The following is a 25,477-nucleotide window of genomic DNA, read 5'->3' on the forward strand; positions in this document are numbered from 1 at the left end:
GTTTAAAAAGGGACTAAAACGCCACAAGCTCCATTTATTCCCTGTCGCTATTTTCTTGTCTCATTTTTAGCACAAAATATTTAGCCTCCTCTAAACTATCAAACTCAAATTTCTCGCAAGCCTCATCGCCATCATTGCTATATAAATCCGCTAATACTTTATTGCCATTGACAGACAAAATTACAAACCCACCATTTACACTGAAAAAAACACTACTCCCCTTACCTAATGTGCTAAAAGTCATATTAAAATTATCCATCTCATTCATACTTATGCTCCTTTGATATTGTCTTTAGCTTTATGCTTGCTATGCTCTGTCATTCTACACACGGCAGTTTAAAAAGGAGCTAAAACAAAAAGCTTAAATTACAAACCTAAGCCATTTTGCTACAATGCGTTTGCATACCCAAGGAGTTTTTATGAGCAAAGCTACAATACCCAAGCCACGCAGGACAAAATCCCAAATCGCCGAGATCAAGGCGCGATTTCTCGCGCATTATCCACAGGCAAAAACAGAGCTAAACTATCGCAATATGTATGAGCTGCTTGTGTGTGTAATGCTCTCTGCCCAATGCACCGATAAGCGTGTCAATCTCGTAACGCCCGCATTTTTCGCGCGCTATCCCAGCGTGCAGGCACTAGCACAAGCCGATATTGCAGAGATCAAAGATCTCATCAAAAGCATTTCATTTTTCAACAACAAAGCCAAGCATTTACACCAAATGGCACAGCAAGTCCTAGAGCATTTTCAAGGCAAGATCCCCACCACTCAAGCAGAGCTAAAATCCCTAGCAGGCGTAGGGCAGAAAACCGCCAATGTCGTGCTGCTAGAATACTGCCAGGCAAATGTAATGGCTGTCGATACCCATGTATTCCGCGTCTCTCACCGCCTAGCCTTAAGCAATGCTAAAACCCCAGAAAAAACCGAGCAAGATTTGCAGAGAGTGTTTGTTACCGAGCTATCAAACTTGCACCAAGCTTTTGTGCTATTTGGTCGCTATATCTGCAAGGCGATCAAGCCCCAATGCTCACAATGCTTCGTGCAAGAATTCTGCCACAAGGACAAAACACGCAAGAAACCTAAGCCTAAAGCCAAAATTACGCTACAATAATAATAAAAGTCAAAGGCTGGTGCGGTATGGAAGTGATCAAAGAGAGTTTTTTTGAAGTTATTAAAGATTCTATCAGTGTCGAGGTAGAAGAGTCTATTATCCCGCTTAAAAAGGGCTATCTCACTTCGATTGAAATGATTGGCAGAGGCACAAATGTCTTGCTTGTGTTTAATAAGCCTTTTTTAAAAACAATGTGCCTGCACTTTTTAGATGATAGCACTCCTAGTGATGACGCGCTAGAAGATATGGCGCGAGAGCTTGCTAATCTCACCGTAGGACACGCCAAAGTCATCGCCCAAAAGCGCAATACAAGCTTCAACATCTCCACCCCAGAATTCCTAGGAATCCGCGTGATAAAAAACTACGATCAAGGTATCCACTTCCGCTTGCAAGGCTTGGGGCATTGCAGTATTTTTCTACGCAGTAATAAATCATAGCGACAACAACTCTTTAAGGAACGCTTATGGCAGATCGACCCAACTCCATACTCGATAAGCAAAAAGCCCATACCCCGGAAGAAATAGAGCTTGCCTCCTATCTTGAAGATATGATGGAAAATTACGGCGGCTTGCTTGATATGGGCGTAGTTTTTACCGCGGAGCTAGGCTCTTCTAAAATCCCTTTGGCAGAGATTTTGAAGTTTGAAAAAGGCTCGATTATCGATCTGCAAAAGCCCGCAGGAGAGAGTATCGATGTCTTTGTCAATGGCAGGATCATCGGCAAAGGCGAGGTGATGGTCTATGAGCGATCGCTTGCTATCCGTTTAAATGAAATTTTGGATTCTAATGCGATTGTGTATTACATCGCACGCACAAATCCCTACGACTAACCCACCGATGAAAAAGCTAGGTATCCAACACACGCTTGCTATGCTTATGGTAGTTGCGCATATTTGTGGTGCAGCTACGCTCAAGCAGATCCAAACTTACCCCGAGCAAGATAAGCTTGATGTGCTTTTGCTGCTGGATTCTGCCTTTAGCGGTGAGGTAGGCACAGCAAGCGTGCCTAATGGCAAAAGCACGCAAAAAATGACTATGATCTCGCAAATCACAAGCGGCAGCAAAGTAACTAGGAGCTTCCAAAACTCGCCGATAAAAAAGCTTGAGATTATCCCCAAAAACAACAATCTCTACTTCAGCGTAGAATCGCGCAAGCCCTACTATGTCAAGCCAAGCATTTCCAAAGACAAAAACACCCTGCGCCTAAGCTTTTTTACCGCGGATTCTGGGATTGTGGATTCTCTGCTAAATACCCCCACCACACTAAAGCCAACGCCTATCAATGAAGTATTTCAAAAGCCTTCAAGCACACAAAGCACCCCGCAAGACAAAGACACCGCAAACACCAAAGCCCTAGAATCTCCCCTAGAATCCACCTCCGCCCCCTTGCTTGATACAAGCAAGCTAGGCTTAAGCACGCAGGATATGGATATACAGAAGTATTGGTATATCATCGCAAGCTTTTTGCTTATCCTTGTGGTATTACTCTATATCCGCAAGCAAATACGCAGACGCTCAGGGCTTAATGACTCGCTCAAAGTCGTCTCACAAAGCCAAATCGACCCTAAAAACAAAGTCATCATCATCGAGGCTAAAGAGTATTTCTATATGGTGCTTTTAGGTGATAAAGGCAATGTCTTGCTTGATAAAATCCCCAAACAAACACACACCACCAGCAACACCCCCCAAGCCAAACCACAAAGGATAGGCGATGTCAAAGCATTTGATGAGAAGTTTTGGAGCGCACTCAACAATGCAAAATGATGAATCTACCCCCCATCTATAAATCGCCTATCTCGCTTGATACAAGTAGCCAAACGCGCTTTTATGTAAGCCTAGCGATCGCTTTAAGCGCGCATTTGTTTGTGATTTTTATCAGCTGGTGGCTTTATGCGCATTTTTTCAAAACCCCCAAACTCCGCAAAATCGACACAGAAAATCTGCTTATCCTAAAGCGCGGCACAAGCCTTGATAAAAGTGCAAATACCCCCGGCGCACCACCTCCCACCCTAGCAAGCAAAGACACCGCTCAAAGCCCATACCCCCCCACCAAGCCAAGCCAAGCCACCACCCCAAGCACACAAAGCAACCCCAAGCAGCCAAAGCCCCTAGACTCTCAAGCTCCTTTGCCACACACCACCTACGATCCCAAAAACTTGCAATTTTTCTCCCCAGCAAACCAAAGCACGCAATCTAGCCCATCACTTGAGCAAGACAAAGGGCTTGACCGCCAAACAAGGCGTGATATTGACAAGCTCTATGGCGATGAGTGGGGGGATCTAGGCAGTGCGGAGCGAGATTTCATCACAAGCAATTTGCGCGAGATAGCACGCATCACACAACGCTACTTAACCTACCCAAACACCGCCGCATATCTCAACCAATCCGGCGAGAATGCGATAGAATTCTACTTGCTACCAAATGGTGATATACAAGGATTGAAGCTGCTTCTTAGCTCGGGCTTTGTGCTACTAGATAAAAATTCGCAAAAAACCATAGAAATCGCCTATAAGGACTATCCGCGACCTAAGCAGCGCACGCTTATCCGCTTCCACATCACCTATACTATTTATCGTTAAGGAGCTACTATGCAAATCACACTAAAAAATCCCCTTGATATGCACTTGCATCTACGCGATGGTGCGCTGCTTGATGTCGTTACGCCCTTTAGTGCTAAGAGCTTTGCCGCGGCGGTGATAATGCCAAATCTAACGCCCCCCATAGACTCCTTACACAAGGCACAAGCCTACAAGCAAGCAATTAAAGATTCTATCCATAACTATGCTAAAGCGCACAAGCAGCCGCTAGAATCCTTTGAGCCACTTTGTGCGCTGTATTTGAGCGACTCACTCACCCCAAAAGAGCTAGAATCCTGCGCCAAGCACGGCTTCAAGCTCCTAAAGCTCTATCCCAAGGGTGCCACCACAAATAGCGATAATGGCATAGCCCAAGTGCTAGATAGCAAATCGTATGAAATTTTTAGCGCGGCACAAGAGCTTGGCATAATCCTTTGTATCCACGGCGAGAGCGGGGGCTTTGTGCTGGAGCGAGAGATGGAGTTTGGCGCGATATTTAGAGAGCTTGCCACACGCTTCCCTAATCTCAAAATCATCATAGAGCATATAAGCGATCACCGCACGATCCCACTTCTAGAGGAGTATGATAATCTCTATGCGACCTTGACTTTGCACCATATCACCCTAGATCTTAGCAATCTAGCAGGCGGCGCACTCTGTCATCATCACTTTTGCAAGCCTGTGCTAAAGACACCCAAAGACAAGCAAGCCCTGCTAGATCTAGCCCTAAATGCGCATAGCAAAGTGTGCTTTGGCTCAGACTCTGCGCCCCATAGCCTAGAAGCCAAGCAAAAGGGCGCGGCAGGGATTTTTAGCGCGGTGGGGCTTTTGCCCCAGCTTGCAGAGCTATTTCACAAGCATAATGCCCTGCACAATCTCCAAGCCTTTGTGAGCGATAATGCGATGAAAATCTATGATCTTGCTTGCTGGGTGCAAGCAGCGCAGGCGTGGGAGGACAATCCTAAGCTAATCACCCTAGAGCAAGCCCCCTACAAAATCCCAGAATCTATCCGCGTGCTAGATTCTAATCTAACGCCCTTGCGTGCAGGCGAGATGATCGCGTGGAGAGAGATAGAGAGCAAGGCATAAGATATGGAGCAGCTCACACAAGCAAGCAAGACCCCCACAAAATCTATCCGCATAGGCATTGTGCGGCTCTCATCGTTTGGCGATGTCGTGGTATCTGCTAGCAAGCTTATGGACTTTTATCACGCTTTGGCACAGGAATATGATGAAGTGCGTATTGAGTGGTTTGTGGATACGCGCTTTGCAGGGATATTAGAGCATCATAAAGCGATCACGACACTACACGCCCTACCTATCAAACGCCTTAAATCACTCCGCGCCGTTAGGGAGCTTTGGAGGAGCTTGCGTGCTTTGGGGCGGTTTGATGTGGTGCTAGATTTGCAAGGACTAATCAAATCCGCCATTGTGGGGCGTGCGCTAGATTCTAGGGAGTTTGTGGGCTTTAGCTTTAGCTCGGCGCGAGAGGGGCTAGCTAGCGTGCTGTATAGTAGGCGCGTGAAGGTGGCGTATGATGAGAATATATTGGTGCGCAATGCCGCAATTTATCAGTGTTGTTTGAGGGATTCGGCTTTGTTTGGTGGGGATTCGGCTTTGTTTGTTGGGGATTCGGCTTTACTAAAGAAACATCGGCTATCGCCGACCGCTTCGCTTGTTTTGCGCGATAAATCGGGGATTTCATCGCCGCGCTTGTGCGATAGACAGCCAAGTCTTATCTCCGCGCGCGGCTTGAAAAACCCCGATTTACTAAAGAAACTGCGGCTACGCCTTGTTTTCTCATCGCAAATCCTAGAATCCCACAGCGGCTTTACAAAACAAGCCCAACCCCTAGAATCCACTTTTGAAAGCCCCACCGCAAAACAAGCGATAGCGGTGCAAGGCGGGGGCACGCAAGCAGGTTTCTTTAGAACTCCTAGAATCCTTGAAGAAGAAAAACGGACTGAAAATAAAAATCAAGCCGAGTGTGAAAAAACAACTGAAAATAAAAAAGTGGATTCTAGCAATGAAGCTTTTTTATCGTCATCGCGAGACTTCCGCAAGGAAGTCGTGGCGATCCATAAAGGCGCGCAAGTGGATTCTAGCAGCAACGCTTATTTTCTGTCATTGCGAGCTTTGCTCCGCAAAGCGTGGCAATCCATACAAAAATATACCAACCCCCTAGAATCCACTTTTGAAAAAACAGCACAAAAAGCACAAGAAATACAAACATTGCAAAAAGCGGATTCTAGTGATACTCCCATTTTTGCTACCGCAAAAGCTATGGATTGCCACGCCACTGCTACGCAGCGTCTCGCAATGACAGAAAAAAGCACCGCAAGTAAAAAAGTGGATTCTAGGAATGAATATTTTTTATCGTCATCGCGAGACTTCCGCAAGGAAGTCGTGGCGATCCATAAATCCGCGCAAGTGGATTCTAGCTTTTCTGCCCAAAACACCCCAACTCTAAGCAACTCCACAAAGGATTCTAGGATTTCTAAAGAAGCTACGCTTTGCGATGAGAAAACAAGGCGTAGCCGCAGTTTCTTTAGTAAATCGGGGCTTTGCAAGCCGCGCAAGGAGATAAGACTTGGGCGTCTATCGAGCGGCGATGAAATCCCCGATTCTAGCCTAAAAGCTGAATCCCTCCAAACACCAAGTGGGTTTGGCTGGGGCAAAGCCCACCTCCCCCCAAGCACACAAGCCACCCTAGAGTCTAGCACCTATCGCGTGCTATTTGTCCTAGAAGCCTCAATCCCGCAAAAAACCTACCCCATAGAGCAATTTGCCACTCTTGCTACGCGTATGCAGCAAGCAAGCACACAGAAAATCACATTTTGCCTAATCTATCACGAGCATAAGCACAATGCCCTATCCCTCCAAGCTATGCTAGAGGCGAGAAATCTTCACACCTGCCTTTTTCCGCCGCTTGACTTCAACGCCCTAAAATATGTCCTAAACGCTATGCACTGCGTGATCGGGGGGGATACGGGGGTTACGCATTTGGCGTGGGCATTACAAAGCCCGCAAGTCATCACCCTACTTGGCAATCCACAAACAAGCAAGGGCAAAAATATGCGCGACACAAAGCTCTCGCGCGTGCTGCTAGGCAATCCTTATGTGCTAAGTCAAAGTGGTAGCTTTGAGATCGCCTCTATCCCACCAGAATCCATCTATCGCGTGTGGGTGGATCTAGGGGCTAGATAAGCGCAGTTAATAAGCATTTAATCTAGGGCTTTATAATCGCCATTTACATAACTTTTAAGGAGTTTTTATGCGATTTCTTTCCTACGCGCTAGTCCCTTTGCTAGTCCTATCAAGCTATGCCTATGAAATCAAGCAAGCCCCCGCTATCGCCAAGCGGATAAATCCTGTCGGCGAGGCTAATTCTGTGTATTCCTACCACGATGTAATCGCCGCTGCCACGCAAGCAGTCGTCAATATCTCCACGCAGAAAAAAATCACCACCAATCTTAATCCAATGTTTAATGACCCATTTTTCCAGCAATTTTTCGGCGATATGTATAATCAAATCCCCAAAGACCGCATCGAGCGGTCGCTTGGAAGTGGTGTGATCATCTCTCCTGATGGCTATATCATCACTAATGACCATGTAATCGATGGCGCGGATAAAATCATCGTAACAATCCCCAATGACCCTAATGAATACACCGCCACGCTTGTAGGCAGCGATAAAGAGGGTGATATTGCTGTGATCCGCATTAGCAAAAATAATCTGCCCTCTATCAAGTTTGGCGATAGTGCTGATGTCAAAATCGGGGATATTGTCTTTGCTATCGGGAATCCATTTGGCGTGGGAGAGAGCGTTACGCAAGGTATAGTCTCAGCGACCAACAAAAATATCCAAGTCAATACTTATGAAAACTTTATCCAAACAGATGCCTCCATAAACCCCGGAAATTCTGGCGGTGCGTTGGTGGATTCTAGAGGTGTGCTTATTGGTATGAATACCGCTATCCTATCGCGCTCTGGGGGCAATCACGGCATAGGCTTTGCGATCCCTGCAAATATGGTGCGTGAAGTGGCGGACTCACTTGTCAAAAGTGGGAAAATCACGCGCGGCTACCTAGGCGTAGGCACACAGGATATAAGCCAAGATTTGCGCAATAATTATGGCGAGCATAAAGGCGCGGTGGTCATCAGCATTGATCCAAAATCCCCGGCAAAAAATGCAGGGCTACTTGTGTGGGATCTCATCACCGCAGTAGATGGCAAGCCTATCAAAAACGCCGCAGACTTGCGCAATCGCATAGGCTCTATCAAGCCTAATCAAAAAATCACCCTAACAATCTTGCGCGATGGCAAAACGCAAAATATCACAATCACCCTAGCAGAGCGCAAAGATGCAAACGCCAAGCAAGATGAGAAGCTGTCAGAGAGTGCCACAGAATCTAGCGCGCTAAAGGGTATGCGCGTAGAACCTCTAAGCCCGCAAATCCGCCAGCGATATGGGATACCTGATGATATACAAGGCGTGATTGTTACTAATGTCATAGAAAATTCCAAAGCCCAAGACGCGGGCTTTGCCCAAGGCGACATCATCTCCCAAGTTGAAGAAATCGCCATTAAAGATACAAGTGATTTCGCCCGCGCGCTCAATAAATACAAAGACAAAAACAAGCGATTTTTGGTGTATTCTAGCCAAGGCGTTAAGACAATCGTAGTCAAATAGCCCTGCTTTAGCCGGGTGATTTTCAAAAGTGGATTCTAGGGCAAGGGCGGTTGATTCTATGGATTACTAAAGAAACTTCGGCTTCGCCTTGTTTTCTAAAGAAGCTACGCTTTGCCACGCTTTGCGGAGCAAAGCTCGCAATGACGATAAAAGGGCAAAGACAACGCGTAGCCAAATCCGCGCTAAGCAAAGCCAAATCTCTCATAACAACCTAGGGCTTTGCAAACGCAACAGCTCATACACCTTTGCCGTAGCGATCCGCCCCCTAGCCGATCGCTCTAAAAATCCTTGTGCTAGCAAATACGGCTCGATCACATCTTGTATCGTATCTTCATCTTCGCTAATGATAGCCGCGATCGTATTTAGCCCTATGGGCTTTTTGGCTTGTGCGATCGCTTCTAAATAGCGCAAATCCAGCGCATCAAAGCCAAGCTCATTGACCCCTAGCTCTTGCAAGGCTTGCTTGGTGGTCTCTAGGCTGATTGTCTCCTCATCTTTCACATCGGCAAAATCGCGTATCCTGCGCAGTAGTCGCAGGGCGATCCTAGGCGTGCCACGCGAGCGGCTCGCGATCTCTATGCTAGCAGAGTCTTCTATGCCTTTTTCAAGCTTTTTTGCCGCTTTTTTGATGATTTGTGCTAGCTCATCTGTGCTATAAAACTGCAAGCGAAAGTCCATACCAAAGCGATCGCGCAAGGGGTGAGAGAGCATACCAGCCCTAGTTGTCGCGCCAATGAGCATAAAGCGCGGCAAGTCGATTTTGATCGTTTGTGCCGCTGGTCCAGAGCCTGTGATAATATCGAGCCGAAAGTCCTCCATAGCAGGATAGAGCATTTCCTCGATAGCGGGGCTTAGGCGGTGGATCTCATCGATAAACAAAATCTCCCCATCTTGCAAATTAGTAAGCAATGCGGCTAGATCGCCTGCTCGCTCGATCATCGGCGCGGCAGAGACCTTTATGGGGGCATTCATTTCATTGGCGATAATGTGGCTTAAAGTCGTCTTGCCAAGTCCGGGCGGTCCAAAGAGCAGTGTGTGCATAAGGCATTCGCCGCGTTTTTTCGCGCCTAAGATGGCTATTTCTAGGTTTTTTTTCACCTGTTCTTGCCCGATATAATCCCCCCAGATACTTGGTCTTAGCGAGATTTCATTACGCTCTTCAAAGCTGATTTTCTCCACGCCTACGACACGGGCTTGCTTATCATCATTGTGGGTAAAATCTAGCGAGATTTTTTCCATATATCCTAGCTCCTTACACTCCCAGCACTTCTCTAGTAGCTCTCTTGCTCGCTAGGGAAGCTGCCCTTGCGCACATCGCTAGCATACTCACGCACCGCCTGCTTGATAAGCTCTGCCCCCTGTAAATATCGGCGCACAAACTTCGGCGATATATCACTGCAAAGCCCCAGCATATCGCTCCATACCAAAATCTGCCCATCGCACGCCGCCCCAGAGCCTATGCCTATGGTGGGAATCTGCACGCTTTGTGTGATGGTGGTAGCACAAGGCGCGATAATGCCCTCTAATAGCAGTCCAAACGCCCCTGCTTGCTCAAATGCTAAAGCGGATTCTAGTAGCTCTTTGCTCTGTGCCTCATCTCTGCCTTTAATCTTATAGCCGCCTTCTGCCTTGATATATTGAGGCATAAGCCCGATATGGGGCATTATGGCTATGCCTTCATCAATAAGAGCTTCGATAATATGAAGCTTTGTGCGTGTAACTTCAAGCTTTAAGGCATCAACTTGCGTGGCTTTGATGAGTTTGGTGGCATTGCGCAGTGCGCTATCTCTTGTAGTATAGCTGCCAAAGGGCATATCAGCTATGAGAAATGAGCTTTTTGCCTTGCGGCAGACTGCTTGGGCGTGGTAGATGATATGCTCTAGGCTTAGGCTTGTGGTATCGCTACACCCGCCAAAGCTCATATTTAAGCTATCGCCTATCAAAATCACATCAACTTCTCCATCAAATATCCCGGCAAAGAGCGCGTCATACGCGGTTATGGCGGTGATTTTTTCTACGCCTTTTTTGTTTTGTAGGGCTTTTAGGGTGAGCTTTTTGCTTGACATAGTGATCCTTATATAGCGAGATGTTTTAAACTTCCTATAACTTTGATAAACCTATAATACAGCGCGTTTGACTAGGGGATTATAACATACAAGGGCTTTGATGAGAGATAAGAGTTATGCCAAGGGGGCGTGTAGTTTGGGCTTACAAGCAGGGGGCAGGGCGTTGCTTTTGTATAGGCGTGTGGCAAGAGGGGCTATCTTGCTAGCAATTTTTGCCTGCCTTTGCCAAGCTAGCCAGATAGCCCCCTATCTTGATCCAGACAAGCCCCTTGACTATGACAATCTTGACCTTTCTTACTATCCATATATCATCGCCTATAATGCCACCACAGATGAAGAGATCATCGATCTAGTCAATAGCCTTGAAGCCTCTAATCAAAAAACAGGCGTGTTTATCGGGCTTTATGGGGGCTGGATCTTTCACAATGCCACAAATGACCCCGCCTACCTCTCGGGCAATGCCTATGCCTATGGGGCAAAAGTGGGGTATCAAAGCTTCTATCCCTCTTTGTATGATAGGCTCTCTATCCCCAATATCGTAGGCAGTAGAATCTATGTGCAGTATCTAGGCAGCAATGCCAAGGAGCTTAGTTATGCGGATATTGGCTTTAGCGGAGTTGGAGTGAGTGCGGATATTTTGGTGGATTTGCCTGTGGCAAAGGGGCTAGAATCTGGCGCGATTATGGGGCTAGGGCTATTTAGTATGGCGTATGATAATAAGCCTGATTCTAGCCTTGGTGGGGTGATCAACCTAGGCTTTGATGTTGTGATAGCGACAAAACATCGCACAGAAGCGGAGATAAAATTCATCATCAATGACAAGCTGGATTGGTTTGGGGCGGCGACTATGGTGGGGTATAGCTATGTGTTTTAGGGTGGCAGTTCTTTTGATTTTACACGCTTTGTTTGTGTGGAATTTGGCTTTTGGGCTAGAATCCAGCACAGATTCCAGCAAGCAGCTCTACTTCTTGCGTGCTCAATACTACCACCACCTAAAATCCCAAGCCCGCACGCTAGAAAACCGCGCTAGAAATGGCGCGTTTGTGGGCGTAATCCTTGGGGCTAGCAATATGGACATCACACTGCAAAGACTCGGCAGACCCTATCCAGCTGCAATCAATCCCTTTGTGCTAGGGGCAAGTGGGGGCTATATGCACTTTATCGACTCTGCGCCTATGGGGATCCGTGTCTATGGGCAATACCTTGCCGCGTGGAATTCTTCAAACAATATCCAAGATAGCATTACAATGCAGCTTTTTAGCTTTAATCTTGATGTGTTTGGGGATTTGGCGATCACTGATGATGGATATTATCTAGGGGCATACGCTGGCGTGGGCGGAGGGCTAGCGATATTTGATCAAAGGCTAGAAAATGTATATAGAAACCACCAAATCATCGTAGGCAGTGTGCTAAATGCTGGGATTTCTGCGACTTTGGCATATCATCATCGCCTAGAAGCTGGCGTGAAGCTCCCACCAAGTGTCATCAATGATAATTTTGCCTTTAGGCTTATGTATCTTGTAAGCTATCAGTATCTTTTCTAAGTAGGCGTGTATGTGTATCAATCAAGCACTTAAAATCTTATCCCTAAATGGCTTTCTAGCTCTTATGGCATTATCGCAATGCTATGGGCTAAGTGCGGCTGAAGGCTTAAGTAATGATGAATTGCTGCTTGATGAAAAAAGCTTTGCGACTTTGGAGAATAGGCGCGTTGATGTGATAGAGATTTTGCGCGCACAGGAGCGATCACTGCAGGGCAAAAGCACGCAGGAAAAAATCAAGCATTATGAGAAGCTTTTACGCGCTAATGGCATCACACCAGAACCTATGCCCTATAAGTCTGGAGACTATATACAAGCGCGCTTCCCGCACGCAGATCCTAGCAAAAAGGCGGATTTAAGCAGGTATTACACAAGTGCGGATAAAAAGAGTGGAGCCTTTGCTAGCGTTATGCTAGGGACTAGCACACTTACGCAACGCTACCAAGATGGGCTGTATAACAAAACAAACAATGTCCCCAAAGATGAAGCAGGCTTTGTCTGCACTGATACAGATAAAAGTGGCTGCAAAATTAGCGGGATATTTCACAATGGCGAGCAGGGGATTGATTTTGTCTCTAATCTTTTTGCCTTTGGTGGGGGCTTTGGGTATCAAAGGTTTTTTAACCCATTTTTAGGCACTAGGCTCTATGGCGATGGGCTGCTTAGTGCTGGGACAGAGCGCATAGGCAAAGAGGCGGTGGGGAGCTTTTACTATGTGCTTGGGGGTATGAATGTCGATGTGCTAGCGGAGCTGCCCTTTAGTATCTTTGGCACTCTTGGGGAAAATCGTGTGCTAAAGGATATGGCAGTGGGCTTGTATGGGGGACTAAGCATAGGCGTGCTGCTGTTTTTTGACCAAGCTAATGAGAATCTAGCTAAATATACCAATGGACTTACTAGCAAAGATGTGTTGTGGAATTATTTATTGCAAGTGGATTATGGCTTCAATCTTGGGGCGAGCTTTTCCCTCACTTCGCGCTATAAGCTTGATTTTGGCGCGAAAATCCCTATGAGTGCGGTGGGGCTGCCTAGTGAGCTGCGACTAGGGCTAGAATCCACAGCTAGCTACTCTAATGGAGAATCTATCGTGTCTAAAGATATTGTGATCACGCGCACGCCATTTTGGTATGCAAGCTTTATTATGCTTTTTTAGCTGTGTTATAATGCGCGGAATTTGGCGATATGGAGCGTGTGTTGATGAATAAAAAAGTCGCATATATAGCGATGATATGGGCGATTATCACAAGCACACAAGCACAAGTGGATTCTAGGAATGTCGCTGATTTTGCTACCGCAAAAAAAGTGGATTCTAGGATTTTTCATAACAATGCTATTTTTACTCCCACAAACACTATGGATTGCCACGATTTTGCTACCACAAAATCTCGCAATGACGGAAAAATAGCTTTTTTAGAAAAAGTGGATTCTAGCAATGAAGCTTTTTTATCGTCATTGCGAGCCTTGCGCCAGCAAGGCGTGGCAAAGCAAGGCAAAGCCGCAGCTTCTTTAGTAATCCACAAAAACATCACACAAAAAACGCACGCCCTAGAATCCACTTTTGAAAACAATGCTGAACAAATACAAAAAACCCAAAAAAAGGATTCTAGCAATGAAGCTATGGATTGCCACGCCACTGCTACGCAGTGTCTCGCAATGACAGAAAACAACGCTACTAGTGAAAAAGTGGATTCTAGGAAAAATGCTGAAAGTGTAAAAACGCCGCAGAATGAAAACGCCCAAAGCGTGTTTGATGAAAACGCCGCAGGCGGCAGGATTTTTGACACAAACGCACAAACGCAAAAAGTGGATTCTAGGGGTAACGCCAAAAGTGTAAAAACGCCGCAGAATGAAAACGCCCAAACTATAAGCCAGCCAGCAAAGGATTCTAGGATTTGCGATGAGAAATGTGGGTTGCAAGGAAAATCGCAAGGGAGCTACCTTAGCGGTAGTGACCGCAGTGATTTTCCGCAGCTCCCGCATTTATCGCGCAAAGCCGAATCCACCAACGAGCAGCCCACACTAGACACAAATAAACTAGAGTTTATCATCTCCTACAAAGCCCAAACCCACGATGGCATAATCACCGGCGAGCGATATAGTGTCGCTGATCCCATCACGCTAAAAGCTCGCACGCTCAAAATCGCCTACACCTGCTCGCTTAATGCCCCCATAAACGACCTAATCACCGATGATGAAAGCTATGCGATTAAATATATCCTAACGCACTACCAAGAAGAAGTGCTTGAGTGCCTACGCAAAGGGCGGGCGAGCGTGCGGCACGATGGACTTACAAGCCAAAATACGCGCGTGCTGGATTCTATTACCTTTGCATTCCCGCCGCAGCGGATTTTGGCGCATTTGGATAATCGCTATCTAATCATAGAAGTGCTAAAGGAGTGAGATGAAAATCGCAATCGTAGAAGATGACATCAATATGCGAAAAAGCCTAGAGCTGTTTTTCGCCGAGCATAAGGACTTGCGTGTAGTAACTTTCCGCAGCCCCAAAGACGCGCTAAAAGAGCTGGATTCTAGCTATCAGCTTGTGATCACGGATTTAAATATGCCACATATGAATGGGCTAGAGTTTTTAAAGCAGCTTAATAATCGCTATGAAATGATTGTCATCACCGGCAATGCCACGCTGCATTCTGCGATCGATTCTATACGGCTAGGGGTGAAAGACTTTTTCCAAAAGCCCTTTGAGCCAGAGCTTTTGCTTGAGGCAATCTATCGCAGTAAAAAGGTGCTAGAGTTTCAGCAAACCCACACCAAAACCACCTCCAAAGCAAGTGCTACAATCAACCGCCAAAGCCCCTTTGTCGCCACAAGCAAATCACTAGAATCCATACAAGCCCAAGTGCTAAAAGCCGCGCCCACGGATTCTAGTATCTTGCTTATGGGGGCTTCAGGTGTAGGCAAGGAAGTCTTCGCACGCTTTATCCACGAGAACTCCACTAGGAGCAAAAAGCCCTTTATCGCTATCAATATGGCAGCAATCCCCGAGCATTTACTAGAATCCGAGCTTTTTGGCTATGAGAAAGGCGCATTTACTGATGCCATAGCGACAAAGCAGGGGCTATTTGAGCTAGCAGATGGCGGGACACTCTTTTTAGATGAGATAGGGGAGATGCCTATAATGCTCCAAGCAAAGCTCTTGCGAGCAATCCAAGAAAAAGAAGCCACAAGGCTAGGCGGATCGAAGCCCATAAGCTTTGATGTGCGCTTTATCTCCGCGACAAATGCGGATTTAGAGCAAAAAATCGCGCAAAAAGCTTTCCGTGAAGATCTTTTCTACCGCTTGCAGACAATCCCCGTGCAAATCCCCCCGCTAAAAGAGCGGCAAGAAGAGATCCTCCCCATAGCCCAATGGAAGCTTGATCTAGTCCTAGCCCAATACAACCTCCCGCCAAAGACTTTCACCAAAGAAGCCACACAAGCCTTGCTAGAATACGAGTGGCACGGCAATATTAGAGAGCTGCTCTCTGTGGTGGAGCGAGCCGCGATCCTTAGCGATGAGGCAATCACGCCAAAGGATCTTTTCTTAGATTCTCGTAAGGCACGCGATGAGAGAGAGCCTAGCAAGATAGAAGCATTAGAAAAGCAGCTTTTAGAAGAAGTGCTGCACGATAGCCACAATGACATAGCAAAAGCAAGCAAGATTCTAGGAATGAGTGAAGAGATTTTGCAGTATAAGCTTGCCAAATACGATATACGCAATCCTAAGTGATATTTTTAGTGAAAAATAATGGATTGTGTGCTAGTATCGCGCTTTTTGCATTACTACATACATACGCGTGTGCGATCGCGCGACCACAACAGCCAGCAAGATTAGAGAGATTAGGAAGATAATGAGTGAGATTATAGGATTTAGACAAGAAGGCGGAGAGATCATCGATCTGCAAAGTATCGCCCTAGAGCGCGGAGAGTCGCTAGCTACACTGCGAGAAAAGCTACAAAAGCACTCCATTGATACAAGCGCGTATGGGGAGGCGATCCACTTTGATAATTCTGCCAACGCACTTGCGATTATCCGCCACTCTTGTGCGCATTTGCTAGCCCAAGCGATCAAGCAGCTTTACCCTGATGCGAAGTTTTTCGTAGGACCGGTGGTTGAGGAGGGATTCTACTACGACTTTAAGACAAGCAGCAAAATCGGTGAAGAAGACTTAGAGAAAATCCAAGCGCGTATGAAAGAGCTAGCAAAATCTGGTGATATGATAGAAAAGTCTGTGATAAGCCGCGCCCAAGCACAAGAGCGATTTAAAGATGATGAGCTAAAGTGTTCGGTGATGAGCAACATAGTGGGCGATAGCTTTGGGCTGTATGCGCAAGGGGATTTTGTGGATCTATGCCGCGGACCGCATTTGCCTAGCACGAAGCTCTTGCATAGCTTTACGCTCACTAAGCTTGCAGGGGCGTATTTGGGCGGCGATGAGAGTGCGGAGATGCTTGTTAGAATCTATGGCATAGCCTTTGCGGATAAAGAGAGTTTAAAGAGCTATCTCCACCAACTAGAAGAAGCCAAAAAGCGCGACCATAGAAAGCTAGGGCAGGAAATGGGGCTTTTTACCTTTGATGAGCAGCTAGGGGCTGGGCTGCCTATATGGCTGCCAGCAGGGGCAAGATTGCGCAGGCGCATAGAAGAGCTGCTGACTCGTGCGCTTATTATGCGAGAGTATGAGCCTGTGAGGGCACCAGAGATTTTGAAAAGTGAAGTATGGAAAATCAGCGGGCATTATGATAATTACAAAGAAAATATGTATTTCACAAGTATTGATGATGTGGAGTATGGCATAAAGCCGATGAACTGCGTGGGGCATATCAAAGTCTATCAGCATAGCAAGCGAAGTTATAGAGAGCTACCGCTTAGATTTTATGAATATGGCGTGGTGCATAGACACGAGAAAAGCGGCGTGCTGCACGGGCTTTTGCGTGTGAGAGAATTTACCCAAGATGATGCGCATATTTTCTGTATGCCAAGCCAGATAGAAGCAGAGGTGCATAGTATTTTGGATTTTACGCGCAAGATTATGGGGGCATTTGGCTTTAGCTATGAAATGGAGCTATCCACACGCCCGGAGAAATCTATCGGTGATGATGCGGTGTGGGAGATCGCTACAAATGCCCTGCGATCCGCGCTAGAATCCAGCCAGATCCCTTATAATGTCGATGAAGGTGGGGGGGCGTTTTATGGACCTAAGATTGATATTAAAATCACTGATGCTATCGGGCGCAAATGGCAGTGTGGGACGATCCAAGTGGATATGAATCTGCCCAATCGCTTTTGCCTTGAATATATTGATGAAAACAATCAGCCCAAGCAGCCTGTAATGCTACATCGCGCGATTTTGGGGAGCTTTGAGCGATTTTGCGCGATTTTGTGTGAGCATTTTGGCGGGGAATTTCCCTTTGCTATCGCGCCTACGCAAGTGGTGATTATCCCCATTTCTAGCGAGCAGCAAGACTACGCACGCCATATCCAGCTAGCTCTGCGACACATAGGCGTGTATGCGGAGATTAGCGATAAAAATGAGACCCTTAGCAAGCGCGTGCGCAATGCAGAGAAACAGCGCGTGCCGATGATTGCTATCATCGGGGCAAAGGAAGTGGAATCCAAAATGCTTGCAGTGCGAGATAGGCGAGCAAAAGAGCAGAGCAATATGACAGAAGGAGAGTTTATAGCAATGATAGAATCCAAAAAAGAAGAGGTGAGCTTTTGAGCAAAGAAGAAGTTTTGCTAAATGAAAATATCCGTTTTAGCGAGGTGCGGTGCATTGATGATGATGGCTCCACTTATGGGATCATTTCAGCTAGTGAAGCAAGAGGGTTTGCAAGGGAGAAAGGCTTAGATCTAGTGTGTATCTCGCCTACTGCCAAGCCCCCTGTGTGCAAGATTATGGACTATGGCAAATACCGCTACCAGCTAGAAAAGAAGCAAAAAGAAGCCAAGAAAAAGCAAAAGCAAATTGACATTAAAGAAATCAAGCTCTCCGCCCAAATCGCGCAAAATGACATCAACTACAAGGTCAAGCACGCTAAAGAATTTATCGCAAGTGGCAAGCATGTGCGATTCAAAGTCGTGCTAAAGGGCAGGGAGACAAGCGACCCGCAGCTTGGTGTAGCGGTGCTTAATCGTGTCCTAGCAATGATGGAGGAAGTCGCCCAGCCAGAGAAAGAGCCAAAGACAGAAGGACGCTTTGTAAGCTGGCTGTTTGTGCCTAAGCGGTAGGTGTAGCTTTAAGGTAGTAAGAGCAAAGTGGATTCTATGGGGTAGGCGATTCAGTCTTGAGTGGGCAATGCGGCAGTGTTGCGGCTTATGGCAAAGGCACGAACGCTAAGTTCGCTAACCTTTACCATAAGCCGCAAAGCTACCACAGCCCCACCGCAACCCTTAGAATCGTGCGAAGTAAAATAGGCTTTTTGAATAAGCCCTTTTTCTGTCATTGCGAGACACTGCGAAGCAGTGGCGTGGCAATCCACAAAAAAAGTGGATTCTAGGCTTAATGCCGTTTTTCTCTCACTTGCGAGCCGATGAAAGCACCACTTCTGTCATTGCGAGATTCTGCGGTAGCGGAATCGTGGCAAAGCAAGGCGAAGCCGCAGCTTCTTTAGTAATCCACTTTCACACTAGAATCCACTTTTGAAATTAGATTCTAGGGTTGTTTTATGGATCGCCACGCCTTGCTAGCGCAAGGCTCGCGATGACGGAGAGAGACAGCGTAGCGCAAGGCTCGCGAGTGAGAGATTGGGGGAGAGCGGTGTCATCTCGCGATGATAAAAGGGGAGTTTCATCATCTCGCGATGACAGAATTTGTGCCTCAATCCTAGAATCCACTTTTCAAAGGATAGATATGCAAAAGATTGTCATAACAATCAATGGTATGTCTTGCGCTTCTTGTGCAAATTCCATCATAAAAACCCTCAAAGCAAAGCAGCTTCTCAATGACATACACATCAATCTAATCACCAAAACCGCCACGCTCACCCTAGATGAGAGCCACTCGCTAGAAGCAATTTTCTCCGCGATTAAAAAGCTAGGCTATGAGCCAAAATCTAGCCCATCTAGTCCATTTATCCCTGTGAGCAATGCCGCAAAACCTCTTGCCACATCGCCGCTTACGCCATATAAGCCAAGCATTTCTCCCCCAGCACAAGGGCGTCCTAGCCAGTCAAGCCAGAGCTTCCACACTAGGGATAAAGTGGATTCTAGCCCCGCGATAATTCCACAACCAACGCAAGAAAATGTAAGCAAGACAAGCACCAATCCCAGCCAGAGAATTTTTCTAACGCCAAAAATACAAGAGCTAATGCACCTTGCCACCAATTTTATCCACAAAAAACGCGTGCTACTAAGCGGACTCATCGCCCTTGCAATCCTCTATCTCTCTATGTCGCCTATGGTGTTTGATACAGCACTTATCGCACCATTTAATGATATGCGTGTAAATTTCTTTGCCCAGCTCTTTTTAGCCCTTAGTGGTATGCATTTGGGGCGGGAGTATTATTTCAAGGGTTTTAGGGCGTTGTTTGCCAAAGCCCCTACAATGGACTCACTCATCGCCCTAAGCACGAGCGCATCGCTTGTGTATAGCGTGTATAATGCCCTGCTAGGACATACGCATTGGTATTTTGAGAGTATTTGTGTGATTGTGTTTTTTGTGCTATTTGGGAAAGGCTTAGAGCAAAATGCCAAAGACACGACCGCTGCGGTGATCCGCACGCTACTTTTGCGCAATCTCTCTCAAGTGATCCGCCTAGAATCCAGCTCTAAAACATCAATCCCACCCCAAGCCATACGCATAGGCGATAGGCTGCAGATCCTCCCCGCCCAGACAATCCCAGCAGATGGGATTATCACGCAAGGATCTTGCGCGCTTGATGAGTCTATGCTAAGTGGCGAGGTGCTACCGGTGGAAAAGAGTGTAGGGCAAAGGGTCTATGCAGGGAGTATCAATACCAATCGCGCCTTTATTATACAGGCTACTAGCACCAGCGAGCAAAGCACGCTTAGTGCGCTTAGTGCGCTTGTGCAAGAAGCCCTTGTGTCAAAGCCAGCACTTGCTAGGCTAGCAGATATAATCGCAAGCTATTTTGTCCCAGCAGTGATTGCCATAGCATTTGGGGCATTTTTGTTGTGGTGGGCGATTATGGGGGTGGATTTTGGCTTTGGCGTGTGTATAGCTGTGCTTGTGATCTCCTGCCCTTGTGCGCTTGGGCTTGCCACGCCTATGGCAGTGATGATAGGCACAGCCCTTGCTAATAAACAAGGGGTTTTCATCAGGCAGGCTCAAAGCTTTGAGAATCTAGGCAGGGTCAGTGATGTGGTGTTTGACAAGACAGGCACGCTTACTAATGCGGCTTTAGAGGTAGTGGAGATTAGCAGCATAAGCGAGCTAGATCAAGCAGAGATCCTAGCCATAAGCGCAGGAGTCGAGCAAGGCAGTGAGCATATCATCGCCAAAGCGATCTTGCAAGAAGCCAAAAAGCAGGGCATTAGCCCAAGGGATTGCGGCGAGTTTAGGGCATTTGCGGGCTATGGCATAGAGGCTAGAGACACACAAGGGATCACCTATGTGCTTGGGGCAAAAGAGCTATTGCAAGGCGCGGTGGATTCTAGCCTAGATAAAGAATGCGCGTATATCCAAGTCTTTTTGGGGCAAAGGGTGGATTCTAGCTATAAGATCCTAGGCTCTATCACACTGCAAGATACTCTAAAAAGCGGTGCGCAAGAGATGATAGAAGCCCTAAAGGCTAAGGGCATAACCCCCCATATCCTAAGCGGCGATAGTGCTGCTAATACCGCGCATATAGCACGCAAGCTTGGTATCACGCACTATAAAGCCCACGCCAAGCCCGCGGATAAGCTTGCTTATATCAAGGCGTTGCAAGATAAAGGCAGAGTCGTGCTAATGGCAGGCGATGGGGTCAATGATATAGGTGCGCTTGCTGCAGCAGATGTCTCACTAAGCTTCGCGCACGCAAGCGATGTGAGTAAAAATACCGCTGATATTATCATCTATCACAATGACATATCGCGCGTGCTTTATGTGATGAGACTTTCGCACAAGGTTATGCAAAATATCAAGGAGAATCTAGCCTTCGCCTTTGTGTATAACTGCCTTTGCATACCCATTGCGTGTGGGGTGCTCTACTATCCAGCCCAGATTTTGCTAAACCCTATGCTAGCGGCTTTTGCGATGAGTGCTAGCAGTGTTTGTGTGGTGCTAAATAGCCAGCGGCTATGGCGGTTTAGAGCCTAAGGTGGATTCTAGCAATGCCCATTTTTCACAAGCCAGCCTTTCTCCGTCATCGCGAGCCTTGCGCTAGCAAGGCGTGGCGATCCATAAAACAACCCTAAAATCTAATTTCAAAAAGTGGATTCTAGGGTAAAAGTAGATCGCCACGATTTTGCTACCGCCAAATCTCGCAATGACAGAGAGTTTCATCGGCTCGCAAGTGAGAGAAAAAGGCGATATGTGTGGAGCTAGATTCTCATAGATTCTAGGCTAAAGTGTGCAAGAGTGGCTAGAATCTGGTCTTTTGGTATATCATCGCGCAGGGTAAAATCCCCTATGCCTTTAGGTAGCACGAAGCAAAGTGCGTTGTTGTGAGATTTTTTATCTAGGAAAAAGGCTTGATAAAATGCCTCTATATCGCTGATAGGATAAGCCTCATCAAGCCCTAGTCGCCTAAGCACTCTTTCTATGCGCTTTGCCTGTGTCTCTTGCAAAAGCCCTAGCCGCAGGGCTAAATCATTTGCCATAGTCATACCTATCGCCACGGCTTGTCCGTGCAAGAAGCGTTTATAGTGGGTTTGCATCTCAATGATATGCGCAAAAGTGTGTCCATAATTAAGCGCGGCGCGGATACCGCTCTCTCTCTCATCTTGCTCGACCACGCGAGCTTTGATCGCTATGGACTTTTGGATAAAAGGCAGCAACACGCTAGGATCTAGCATATCATCTTGGCTGGATTCTAGGGCTTCAAAGCCTAGCTTATCAAAGCACACAAGCACCTTTACCACCTCTGCTAGCCCAGCTCTAATCTCGCGTGCAGGGAGTGTGCGCAAAAACTCTTTATCGATATATACCGCACTAGGCTGGTGGAAAAGCCCTATGAGGTTTTTGCCATAGGCATTATTGATCCCGCATTTACCGCCCACAGAGGCATCGACTTGTGCGAGCAGGGTCGTGGGGATTGACACATAGCTAATCCCTCGCTCAAAAATCCCACTAGCAAAGCCCACCATATCGCTTATCACGCCACCTCCAAGGGCTATCATTAGCGATTTTCTATCTAGGCGATTGGCAAAAGCACATTGCAAAATCTGCTCGATACTCTGCATATTTTTATGCTCTTCGCCATCAGGGACAATGCAGACAAAGACTTCTTGCGCGCGGATTTTGGGCAGGATTTTGTGGAGATAGAGTCCTGCTATTTTTGGGTTGCTTACAACTAGGGCTTTGCTTTTTGCCGTGATGAAAGCGCGATCATTGTGCAAAAAGTCTTCGATGATGACAGGATAAGTCGCAGAAGGTGCTGTAATGGTAAGTGTAGGCATACGCTTCCTTGGGAGTAAGATGATAGGGATTGTAGTATATTTGGCTTAAGGGATGGTTAGACCTAGGGGTGGATCCATAGATCTAGCCTTAGAATCCAATAGAATCCAAGCAGCCCCAAATCCTAGAATCCACTTTTTGCAAAGGATTCAGCTTGCGGGCTAGAATCGTGGATTTCTGCCGCTTACTGCGTCAATAGACCTTAAGTCTTATTATCCTTATAAGCCTTGAAAAGCCACAATTCTAGCCGCGCAATCTTAGAATCCAAAAGCGGTGATAAAACAAGCCTAAACCCCCTAGAATCCACTTTTGAAAACAATGTTAAAAAGCACAAAAACACAAAAGCGGATTCTAGTGTGGGGAGTGCGGGGAGTGGATCGCCACGCTTTGTCTTGCGCCAAAGCTCGCGATGACGGAAAAACGCGGCAAGTCAAAAGTGGATTCTAGGAAAACGATTCTAAGCATTGTGGTGCTAAAATCCACTTTTCGACAATTCTAAGCAAGTCGCACAGGATTCTAGGATTTCTAAAGAAACCTGCGAGCTCACGCAAGCAGGTTTCTTTAGAAAAGCTGAATCCACACACAAAATCTTTTGAAAGGATACAAATGACTCGTAGAGACTTTATCAATGGTATGGCAGTAGCCGTAGTCGCTGGAATGACACCGCTAGAGATTCTAGCAAGAGATGCTAAAAAGCCTTACTATCCCCCACTTTGGCAGAATCTTGTGGGCAGCGATGATGATAGCTACTTCTTCGCCCACGCCTTGCGCGATGGTGAGCAATATGACTTTAGTGCGCTGCCTATACAAGAGCAGTATGATTTGGTGGTCGTAGGAGCTGGGATCAGCGGGCTTAGTGCGGCGTGCTTGTTCCACGATACACACAAAGGCGCAAAAAGCCTGATACTCGATAATCACAAAGACTTCGGCGGACACGCTAGGCGCAATGAGTTTGCCACACCTTATGGGCAGATCTTGACCTATGGTGGCAGCGAGTCGCTACAATCGCCAAAATCTCTTTATAGCAAAAAGGTCGTGGCGTTTCTAGCTAGCCTAAATATCGATATAGACGCTTTAGCAAAGTGCTTTAATCAAGACTTCTACCCAGATTTAGGGCTTAGTCGGGGCGTGTTTTTTAGCAAAAAGGACTTTGGAGCAAGCAAGCTTGTAAGCGGCGATCCTCGCGTGGTGATTGATGATAGCATTAAAAAAGAGCGCAATAATGCTAGGAGCTTTGCGGAGTTTATCGGGGATTTTCCTATGCCTAAGGCTGATAGAGACGCGCTTTTAGAGCTTTTTACCACGCCTAAAGACTATCTACAAGGCTTAAGCAGCAAGCAAAAGCGCGACTACCTAGCCCACACAAGCTATAAGCAATTCTTGCAAGAGAGAGTCAAGCTCTCTCCGCTGGCTCTAAGCTTTTTTGATGGTGTGAGTGATGATTTTATGGCATTAGGGATTGATATGATCTCTTGCGAATTAGCACAAGAGTGTGCTTTGCCGGGATTTGCTGCTACAAACTCTGCGAATGAAGTCTTTGAAGAGCCCTATATCCACCACTTCCCCGATGGCAATGCCTCTATCACGCGCCTAATGGTAAAAAAGCTTATCCCCCATATCGCTACTTGTGGCAATACACCAGAAGAAGTGCTACTAGCTCAATTTGATTATAGCAAGCTTGATTTGCCAAAAAATATGAGTAGGATCCGCCTGCAAAGCACCGCGCTTGATGTGCGTAATGTCGCAGGGGGTGTGGAGATAGTCTATGGATCTATGCAGGATAGAAAGCTGCATAAAATCTTTGCCAAAAAGGTCATTATGGCAAACTACAATGCGATGATCCCCTACATTGTCAAAGAGCTGCAAGATGGGCAAAAAAGCGCGCTATCTCAATGTGTCAAAACCTCTCTTATTTATACAAAAGTCCTGCTCTCTCAATGGGAGTGCTTCACAAAGCTTGGCATACACGATATTTACGCGCCAAAATCTTTCTATGTCAATACCAAGCTTGATTATCCCGTAGATATGGGCGCATACAAGCACCCACGCGATCCCAAAAAGCCTATATGCCTGCATTTGATCGGCTCTCCCTTGCGGCTTAATCCTAAAGAGCTTGACACCACGCAGCTTACTGCTAGAGATCTCTCTCGCTTGACACGCCACGCCCTTTTAGAGACGCCATTTTCTACCCTAGAGCAAATGACCCTTTCGCACTTGCAAGAGATGCTTGGCGGGGCTGGATTTAAAAAAAGCGATGTGCTAGGTATCACGCTTAATCGCTGGGGGCATTGCTATGCGTATAATTACAACTCGCTTTTTGACACGCCAAAACAAAGCAAAGCCACGATAAAAGCCGCGCGCAAAGTCTGCGGAAATATCGCCATTGCTAATTCTGATGCCAATTGGGAAGCATTTTTACAAGATGCCATAGAGCAGGCGATGAGAGCTTTGGGGGATTTGGGCTTAAGCTAGATTAGCAAGCGATCTAATTTTGGCGTTGGCTTTTCTCAAAGAAACCTTGAAGAAGACAATCAAGGCAGTTTGGAAAATCGCCCCTTTAATCAAACCCCCTAGAATCCACTTTTGAAAACAATGCCAACGATATGCAAAAAGTGGATTCTAGTGTGAAAGTGGATTACTAAAGAAGCTGCGGCTTCGCCTTGCTTTGCCACGATTTTGACAAGTCAAAATCTCGCAATGACAGAAGTGGTGCTTTCATCGGCTCGCAATGACAGAAAAAGGGCATTAAGCCTAGAATCCTCGTTTGAAGGGTATTTAACTTCAAAAAGCCTATTTTACTTCATACGATTCTAAGGATTGCGGTGGGGCTTTCGTAGCTTTTTAGGGATTTGGGGGCAGAGCAAGACTAGAGGTCTGCGGTTGTCCTAAAAATAGCGTAATCAATCGCATTGCTCGCCCAAAACTGAATCG

General features: G+C 46.6%; 25 protein-coding genes. 19 read left to right on the forward strand and 6 right to left on the reverse strand.

The genetic code is table 11. The features are described 5' to 3' along the window. Positions 1-34: 34 nt before the first annotated feature. Positions 35-268, reverse strand: a complete 234-nt coding sequence (locus DX060_RS00765; protein ID WP_115010696.1) for a hypothetical protein — start codon at positions 266-268, stop codon at positions 35-37. A 151-nt stretch (positions 269-419) separates the two neighbouring features. Between DX060_RS00765 and nth the strand changes: the two genes are divergently transcribed. The 8 genes from nth to DX060_RS00805 all read left to right on the forward strand — a co-directional run bounded on the left by nth (position 420) and on the right by DX060_RS00805 (position 8,380). Continuing rightward, on the forward strand, positions 420-1,112 hold the full coding sequence (gene nth / locus DX060_RS00770) for an endonuclease III (protein WP_115010697.1): 693 nt from the start codon (positions 420-422) through the stop codon (positions 1,110-1,112). A 26-nt stretch (positions 1,113-1,138) separates the two neighbouring features. Further along, complete coding sequence (locus tag DX060_RS00775) at positions 1,139-1,549, forward strand: chemotaxis protein CheX (protein WP_115010698.1); 411 nt, start codon at positions 1,139-1,141, stop codon at positions 1,547-1,549. A gap of 26 nt (positions 1,550-1,575) precedes the next feature. Further along, a complete protein-coding gene (gene fliN / locus DX060_RS00780; RefSeq protein WP_115010699.1) occupies positions 1,576-1,941 on the forward strand; it encodes a flagellar motor switch protein FliN in 366 nt (121 codons plus the stop codon). Then, entirely contained in the window at positions 1,898-2,875 is a 978-nt protein-coding gene (locus DX060_RS00785; RefSeq protein ID WP_181814113.1) for a flagellar biosynthetic protein FliO, read from the forward strand. The genes fliN and DX060_RS00785 overlap by 44 nt, the downstream gene beginning before the upstream one ends. Continuing rightward, positions 2,872-3,690 carry an energy transducer TonB gene (locus DX060_RS00790; protein ID WP_258552142.1) on the forward strand — a complete coding sequence of 273 codons (819 nt, stop codon included), beginning with the start codon at positions 2,872-2,874 and terminating at the stop codon, positions 3,688-3,690. The genes DX060_RS00785 and DX060_RS00790 overlap by 4 nt, the downstream gene beginning before the upstream one ends. 9 nt (positions 3,691-3,699) lie before the next feature. Beyond that, positions 3,700-4,776, forward strand: coding sequence for a dihydroorotase (gene pyrC / locus DX060_RS00795; protein WP_115010702.1), 1,077 nt, complete (start codon positions 3,700-3,702; stop codon positions 4,774-4,776). Positions 4,777-4,779: 3 nt separating this feature from the next. Further along, positions 4,780-6,894, forward strand: a complete 2,115-nt coding sequence (locus DX060_RS00800) for a glycosyltransferase family 9 protein (protein WP_115010703.1) — start codon at positions 4,780-4,782, stop codon at positions 6,892-6,894. A gap of 67 nt (positions 6,895-6,961) precedes the next feature. Continuing rightward, a complete protein-coding gene (locus DX060_RS00805) occupies positions 6,962-8,380 on the forward strand; it encodes a Do family serine endopeptidase (protein WP_115010704.1) in 1,419 nt (472 codons plus the stop codon). Positions 8,381-8,402: 22 nt separating this feature from the next. On the opposite strand, the gene DX060_RS00810 is transcribed toward DX060_RS00805, so the two are convergent. Genes DX060_RS00810 through panB form a run of 3 tightly spaced genes read right to left on the reverse strand, consistent with a single transcriptional unit; the run spans position 8,403 to position 10,446 of the window. Next, entirely contained in the window at positions 8,403-8,585 is a 183-nt protein-coding gene (locus tag DX060_RS00810) for a hypothetical protein (RefSeq protein WP_115010705.1), read from the reverse strand. Then, entirely contained in the window at positions 8,582-9,619 is a 1,038-nt protein-coding gene (gene ruvB / locus DX060_RS00815) for a Holliday junction branch migration DNA helicase RuvB (protein WP_115010706.1), read from the reverse strand. Before ruvB ends, DX060_RS00810 begins: the two co-directional genes overlap by 4 nt. A 32-nt stretch (positions 9,620-9,651) precedes the next feature. Beyond that, positions 9,652-10,446: a 3-methyl-2-oxobutanoate hydroxymethyltransferase gene (panB, locus tag DX060_RS00820; protein ID WP_408938829.1), complete on the reverse strand. Its 795-nt coding sequence runs from the start codon at positions 10,444-10,446 to the stop codon at positions 9,652-9,654. A gap of 100 nt (positions 10,447-10,546) precedes the next feature. Here panB and DX060_RS00825 point away from each other — a divergent pair, with 100 nt between their 5' ends. From DX060_RS00825 to infC, 7 genes are all read left to right on the forward strand, one after another. Beyond that, a complete protein-coding gene (locus tag DX060_RS00825; RefSeq protein ID WP_115010708.1) occupies positions 10,547-11,320 on the forward strand; it encodes a hypothetical protein in 774 nt (257 codons plus the stop codon). 13 nt (positions 11,321-11,333) lie between these two features. Next, positions 11,334-11,990: an outer membrane beta-barrel protein gene (locus tag DX060_RS00830; protein WP_181814114.1), complete on the forward strand. Its 657-nt coding sequence runs from the start codon at positions 11,334-11,336 to the stop codon at positions 11,988-11,990. A gap of 10 nt (positions 11,991-12,000) precedes the next feature. Next, on the forward strand, positions 12,001-13,140 hold the full coding sequence (locus tag DX060_RS00835) for an outer membrane beta-barrel protein (protein WP_115010710.1): 1,140 nt from the start codon (positions 12,001-12,003) through the stop codon (positions 13,138-13,140). Between the two features lie 44 nt (positions 13,141-13,184). Then, on the forward strand, positions 13,185-14,387 hold the full coding sequence (locus DX060_RS00840) for a hypothetical protein (protein WP_115010711.1): 1,203 nt from the start codon (positions 13,185-13,187) through the stop codon (positions 14,385-14,387). Position 14,388: 1 nt separating this feature from the next. Then, positions 14,389-15,714: a sigma-54-dependent transcriptional regulator gene (locus tag DX060_RS00845; RefSeq protein WP_115010712.1), complete on the forward strand. Its 1,326-nt coding sequence runs from the start codon at positions 14,389-14,391 to the stop codon at positions 15,712-15,714. 121 nt (positions 15,715-15,835) lie between these two features. Then, a complete protein-coding gene (gene thrS, locus DX060_RS00850) occupies positions 15,836-17,707 on the forward strand; it encodes a threonine--tRNA ligase (protein WP_115010713.1) in 1,872 nt (623 codons plus the stop codon). Next, on the forward strand, positions 17,704-18,216 hold the full coding sequence (infC, locus tag DX060_RS00855; protein WP_115010714.1) for a translation initiation factor IF-3: 513 nt from the start codon (positions 17,704-17,706) through the stop codon (positions 18,214-18,216). The genes thrS and infC overlap by 4 nt, the downstream gene beginning before the upstream one ends. A gap of 50 nt (positions 18,217-18,266) precedes the next feature. Here the strand turns inward: infC and DX060_RS11055 are convergent, their stop codons facing one another. Further along, the gene (locus DX060_RS11055) at positions 18,267-18,431 is read right to left on the reverse strand and encodes a hypothetical protein (protein ID WP_181814115.1); all 165 of its coding nucleotides are present in this window, start codon (positions 18,429-18,431) and stop codon (positions 18,267-18,269) included. Between DX060_RS11055 and DX060_RS00860 the strand changes: the two genes are divergently transcribed. Next, positions 18,431-18,631 (forward strand): hypothetical protein, encoded by a 201-nt coding sequence (locus tag DX060_RS00860; protein ID WP_115010715.1) that lies wholly within the window; start codon positions 18,431-18,433, stop codon positions 18,629-18,631. The two genes, DX060_RS11055 and DX060_RS00860, sit on opposite strands and share 1 nt — an antisense overlap. A gap of 57 nt (positions 18,632-18,688) precedes the next feature. Then, positions 18,689-21,247: a heavy metal translocating P-type ATPase gene (locus DX060_RS00865; RefSeq protein WP_115010716.1), complete on the forward strand. Its 2,559-nt coding sequence runs from the start codon at positions 18,689-18,691 to the stop codon at positions 21,245-21,247. Between the two features lie 224 nt (positions 21,248-21,471). Here DX060_RS00865 and aroB read toward each other — a convergent pair whose 3' ends face one another. Next, positions 21,472-22,548, reverse strand: a complete 1,077-nt coding sequence (aroB, locus tag DX060_RS00870; protein WP_115010717.1) for a 3-dehydroquinate synthase — start codon at positions 22,546-22,548, stop codon at positions 21,472-21,474. Positions 22,549-22,773: 225 nt separating this feature from the next. On the opposite strand from aroB, the gene DX060_RS00875 reads away from it, so the two are divergent. Together DX060_RS00875 and DX060_RS00880 are read left to right on the forward strand one after the other, a co-directional pair. Next, on the forward strand, positions 22,774-22,959 hold the full coding sequence (locus tag DX060_RS00875) for a hypothetical protein (protein WP_115010718.1): 186 nt from the start codon (positions 22,774-22,776) through the stop codon (positions 22,957-22,959). Positions 22,960-23,152: 193 nt separating this feature from the next. Next, positions 23,153-25,018 (forward strand): NAD(P)-binding protein, encoded by a 1,866-nt coding sequence (locus DX060_RS00880; RefSeq protein ID WP_115010719.1) that lies wholly within the window; start codon positions 23,153-23,155, stop codon positions 25,016-25,018. Positions 25,019-25,477 lie beyond the last annotated feature (459 nt).

Origin of the sequence: Helicobacter canis, assembly GCF_900451095.1 — a bacterium.
GTDB lineage: Bacteria > Campylobacterota > Campylobacteria > Campylobacterales > Helicobacteraceae > Helicobacter_B > Helicobacter_B zhangjianzhongii.

Bases quoted from the DNA above. Each gene is read 5' to 3' on its own strand.
- DX060_RS00765 (WP_115010696.1), bottom strand. From the start codon at position 268: ATGAATGAGATGGATAATTTTAATATGACTTTTAGCACATTAGGTAAG.
- nth (WP_115010697.1), top strand. From the start codon at position 420: ATGAGCAAAGCTACAATACCCAAGCCACGCAGGACAAAATCCCAAATC.
- DX060_RS00775 (WP_115010698.1), top strand. From the start codon at position 1,139: ATGGAAGTGATCAAAGAGAGTTTTTTTGAAGTTATTAAAGATTCTATC.
- fliN (WP_115010699.1), top strand. From the start codon at position 1,576: ATGGCAGATCGACCCAACTCCATACTCGATAAGCAAAAAGCCCATACC.
- DX060_RS00785 (WP_181814113.1), top strand. From the start codon at position 1,898: ATGCGATTGTGTATTACATCGCACGCACAAATCCCTACGACTAACCCA.
- DX060_RS00790 (WP_258552142.1), top strand. From the start codon at position 2,872: ATGATGAATCTACCCCCCATCTATAAATCGCCTATCTCGCTTGATACA.
- pyrC (WP_115010702.1), top strand. From the start codon at position 3,700: ATGCAAATCACACTAAAAAATCCCCTTGATATGCACTTGCATCTACGC.
- DX060_RS00800 (WP_115010703.1), top strand. From the start codon at position 4,780: ATGGAGCAGCTCACACAAGCAAGCAAGACCCCCACAAAATCTATCCGC.
- DX060_RS00805 (WP_115010704.1), top strand. From the start codon at position 6,962: ATGCGATTTCTTTCCTACGCGCTAGTCCCTTTGCTAGTCCTATCAAGC.
- DX060_RS00810 (WP_115010705.1), bottom strand. From the start codon at position 8,585: ATGAGAGATTTGGCTTTGCTTAGCGCGGATTTGGCTACGCGTTGTCTT.
- ruvB (WP_115010706.1), bottom strand. From the start codon at position 9,619: ATGGAAAAAATCTCGCTAGATTTTACCCACAATGATGATAAGCAAGCC.
- panB (WP_408938829.1), bottom strand. From the start codon at position 10,446: ATGTCAAGCAAAAAGCTCACCCTAAAAGCCCTACAAAACAAAAAAGGC.
- DX060_RS00825 (WP_115010708.1), top strand. From the start codon at position 10,547: ATGAGAGATAAGAGTTATGCCAAGGGGGCGTGTAGTTTGGGCTTACAA.
- DX060_RS00835 (WP_115010710.1), top strand. From the start codon at position 12,001: ATGTGTATCAATCAAGCACTTAAAATCTTATCCCTAAATGGCTTTCTA.
- DX060_RS00840 (WP_115010711.1), top strand. From the start codon at position 13,185: ATGAATAAAAAAGTCGCATATATAGCGATGATATGGGCGATTATCACA.
- DX060_RS00845 (WP_115010712.1), top strand. From the start codon at position 14,389: ATGAAAATCGCAATCGTAGAAGATGACATCAATATGCGAAAAAGCCTA.
- thrS (WP_115010713.1), top strand. From the start codon at position 15,836: ATGAGTGAGATTATAGGATTTAGACAAGAAGGCGGAGAGATCATCGAT.
- DX060_RS11055 (WP_181814115.1), bottom strand. From the start codon at position 18,431: ATGACAGAAAAAGGGCTTATTCAAAAAGCCTATTTTACTTCGCACGAT.
- DX060_RS00865 (WP_115010716.1), top strand. From the start codon at position 18,689: ATGACGGAGAGAGACAGCGTAGCGCAAGGCTCGCGAGTGAGAGATTGG.
- aroB (WP_115010717.1), bottom strand. From the start codon at position 22,548: ATGCCTACACTTACCATTACAGCACCTTCTGCGACTTATCCTGTCATC.
- DX060_RS00880 (WP_115010719.1), top strand. From the start codon at position 23,153: ATGACTCGTAGAGACTTTATCAATGGTATGGCAGTAGCCGTAGTCGCT.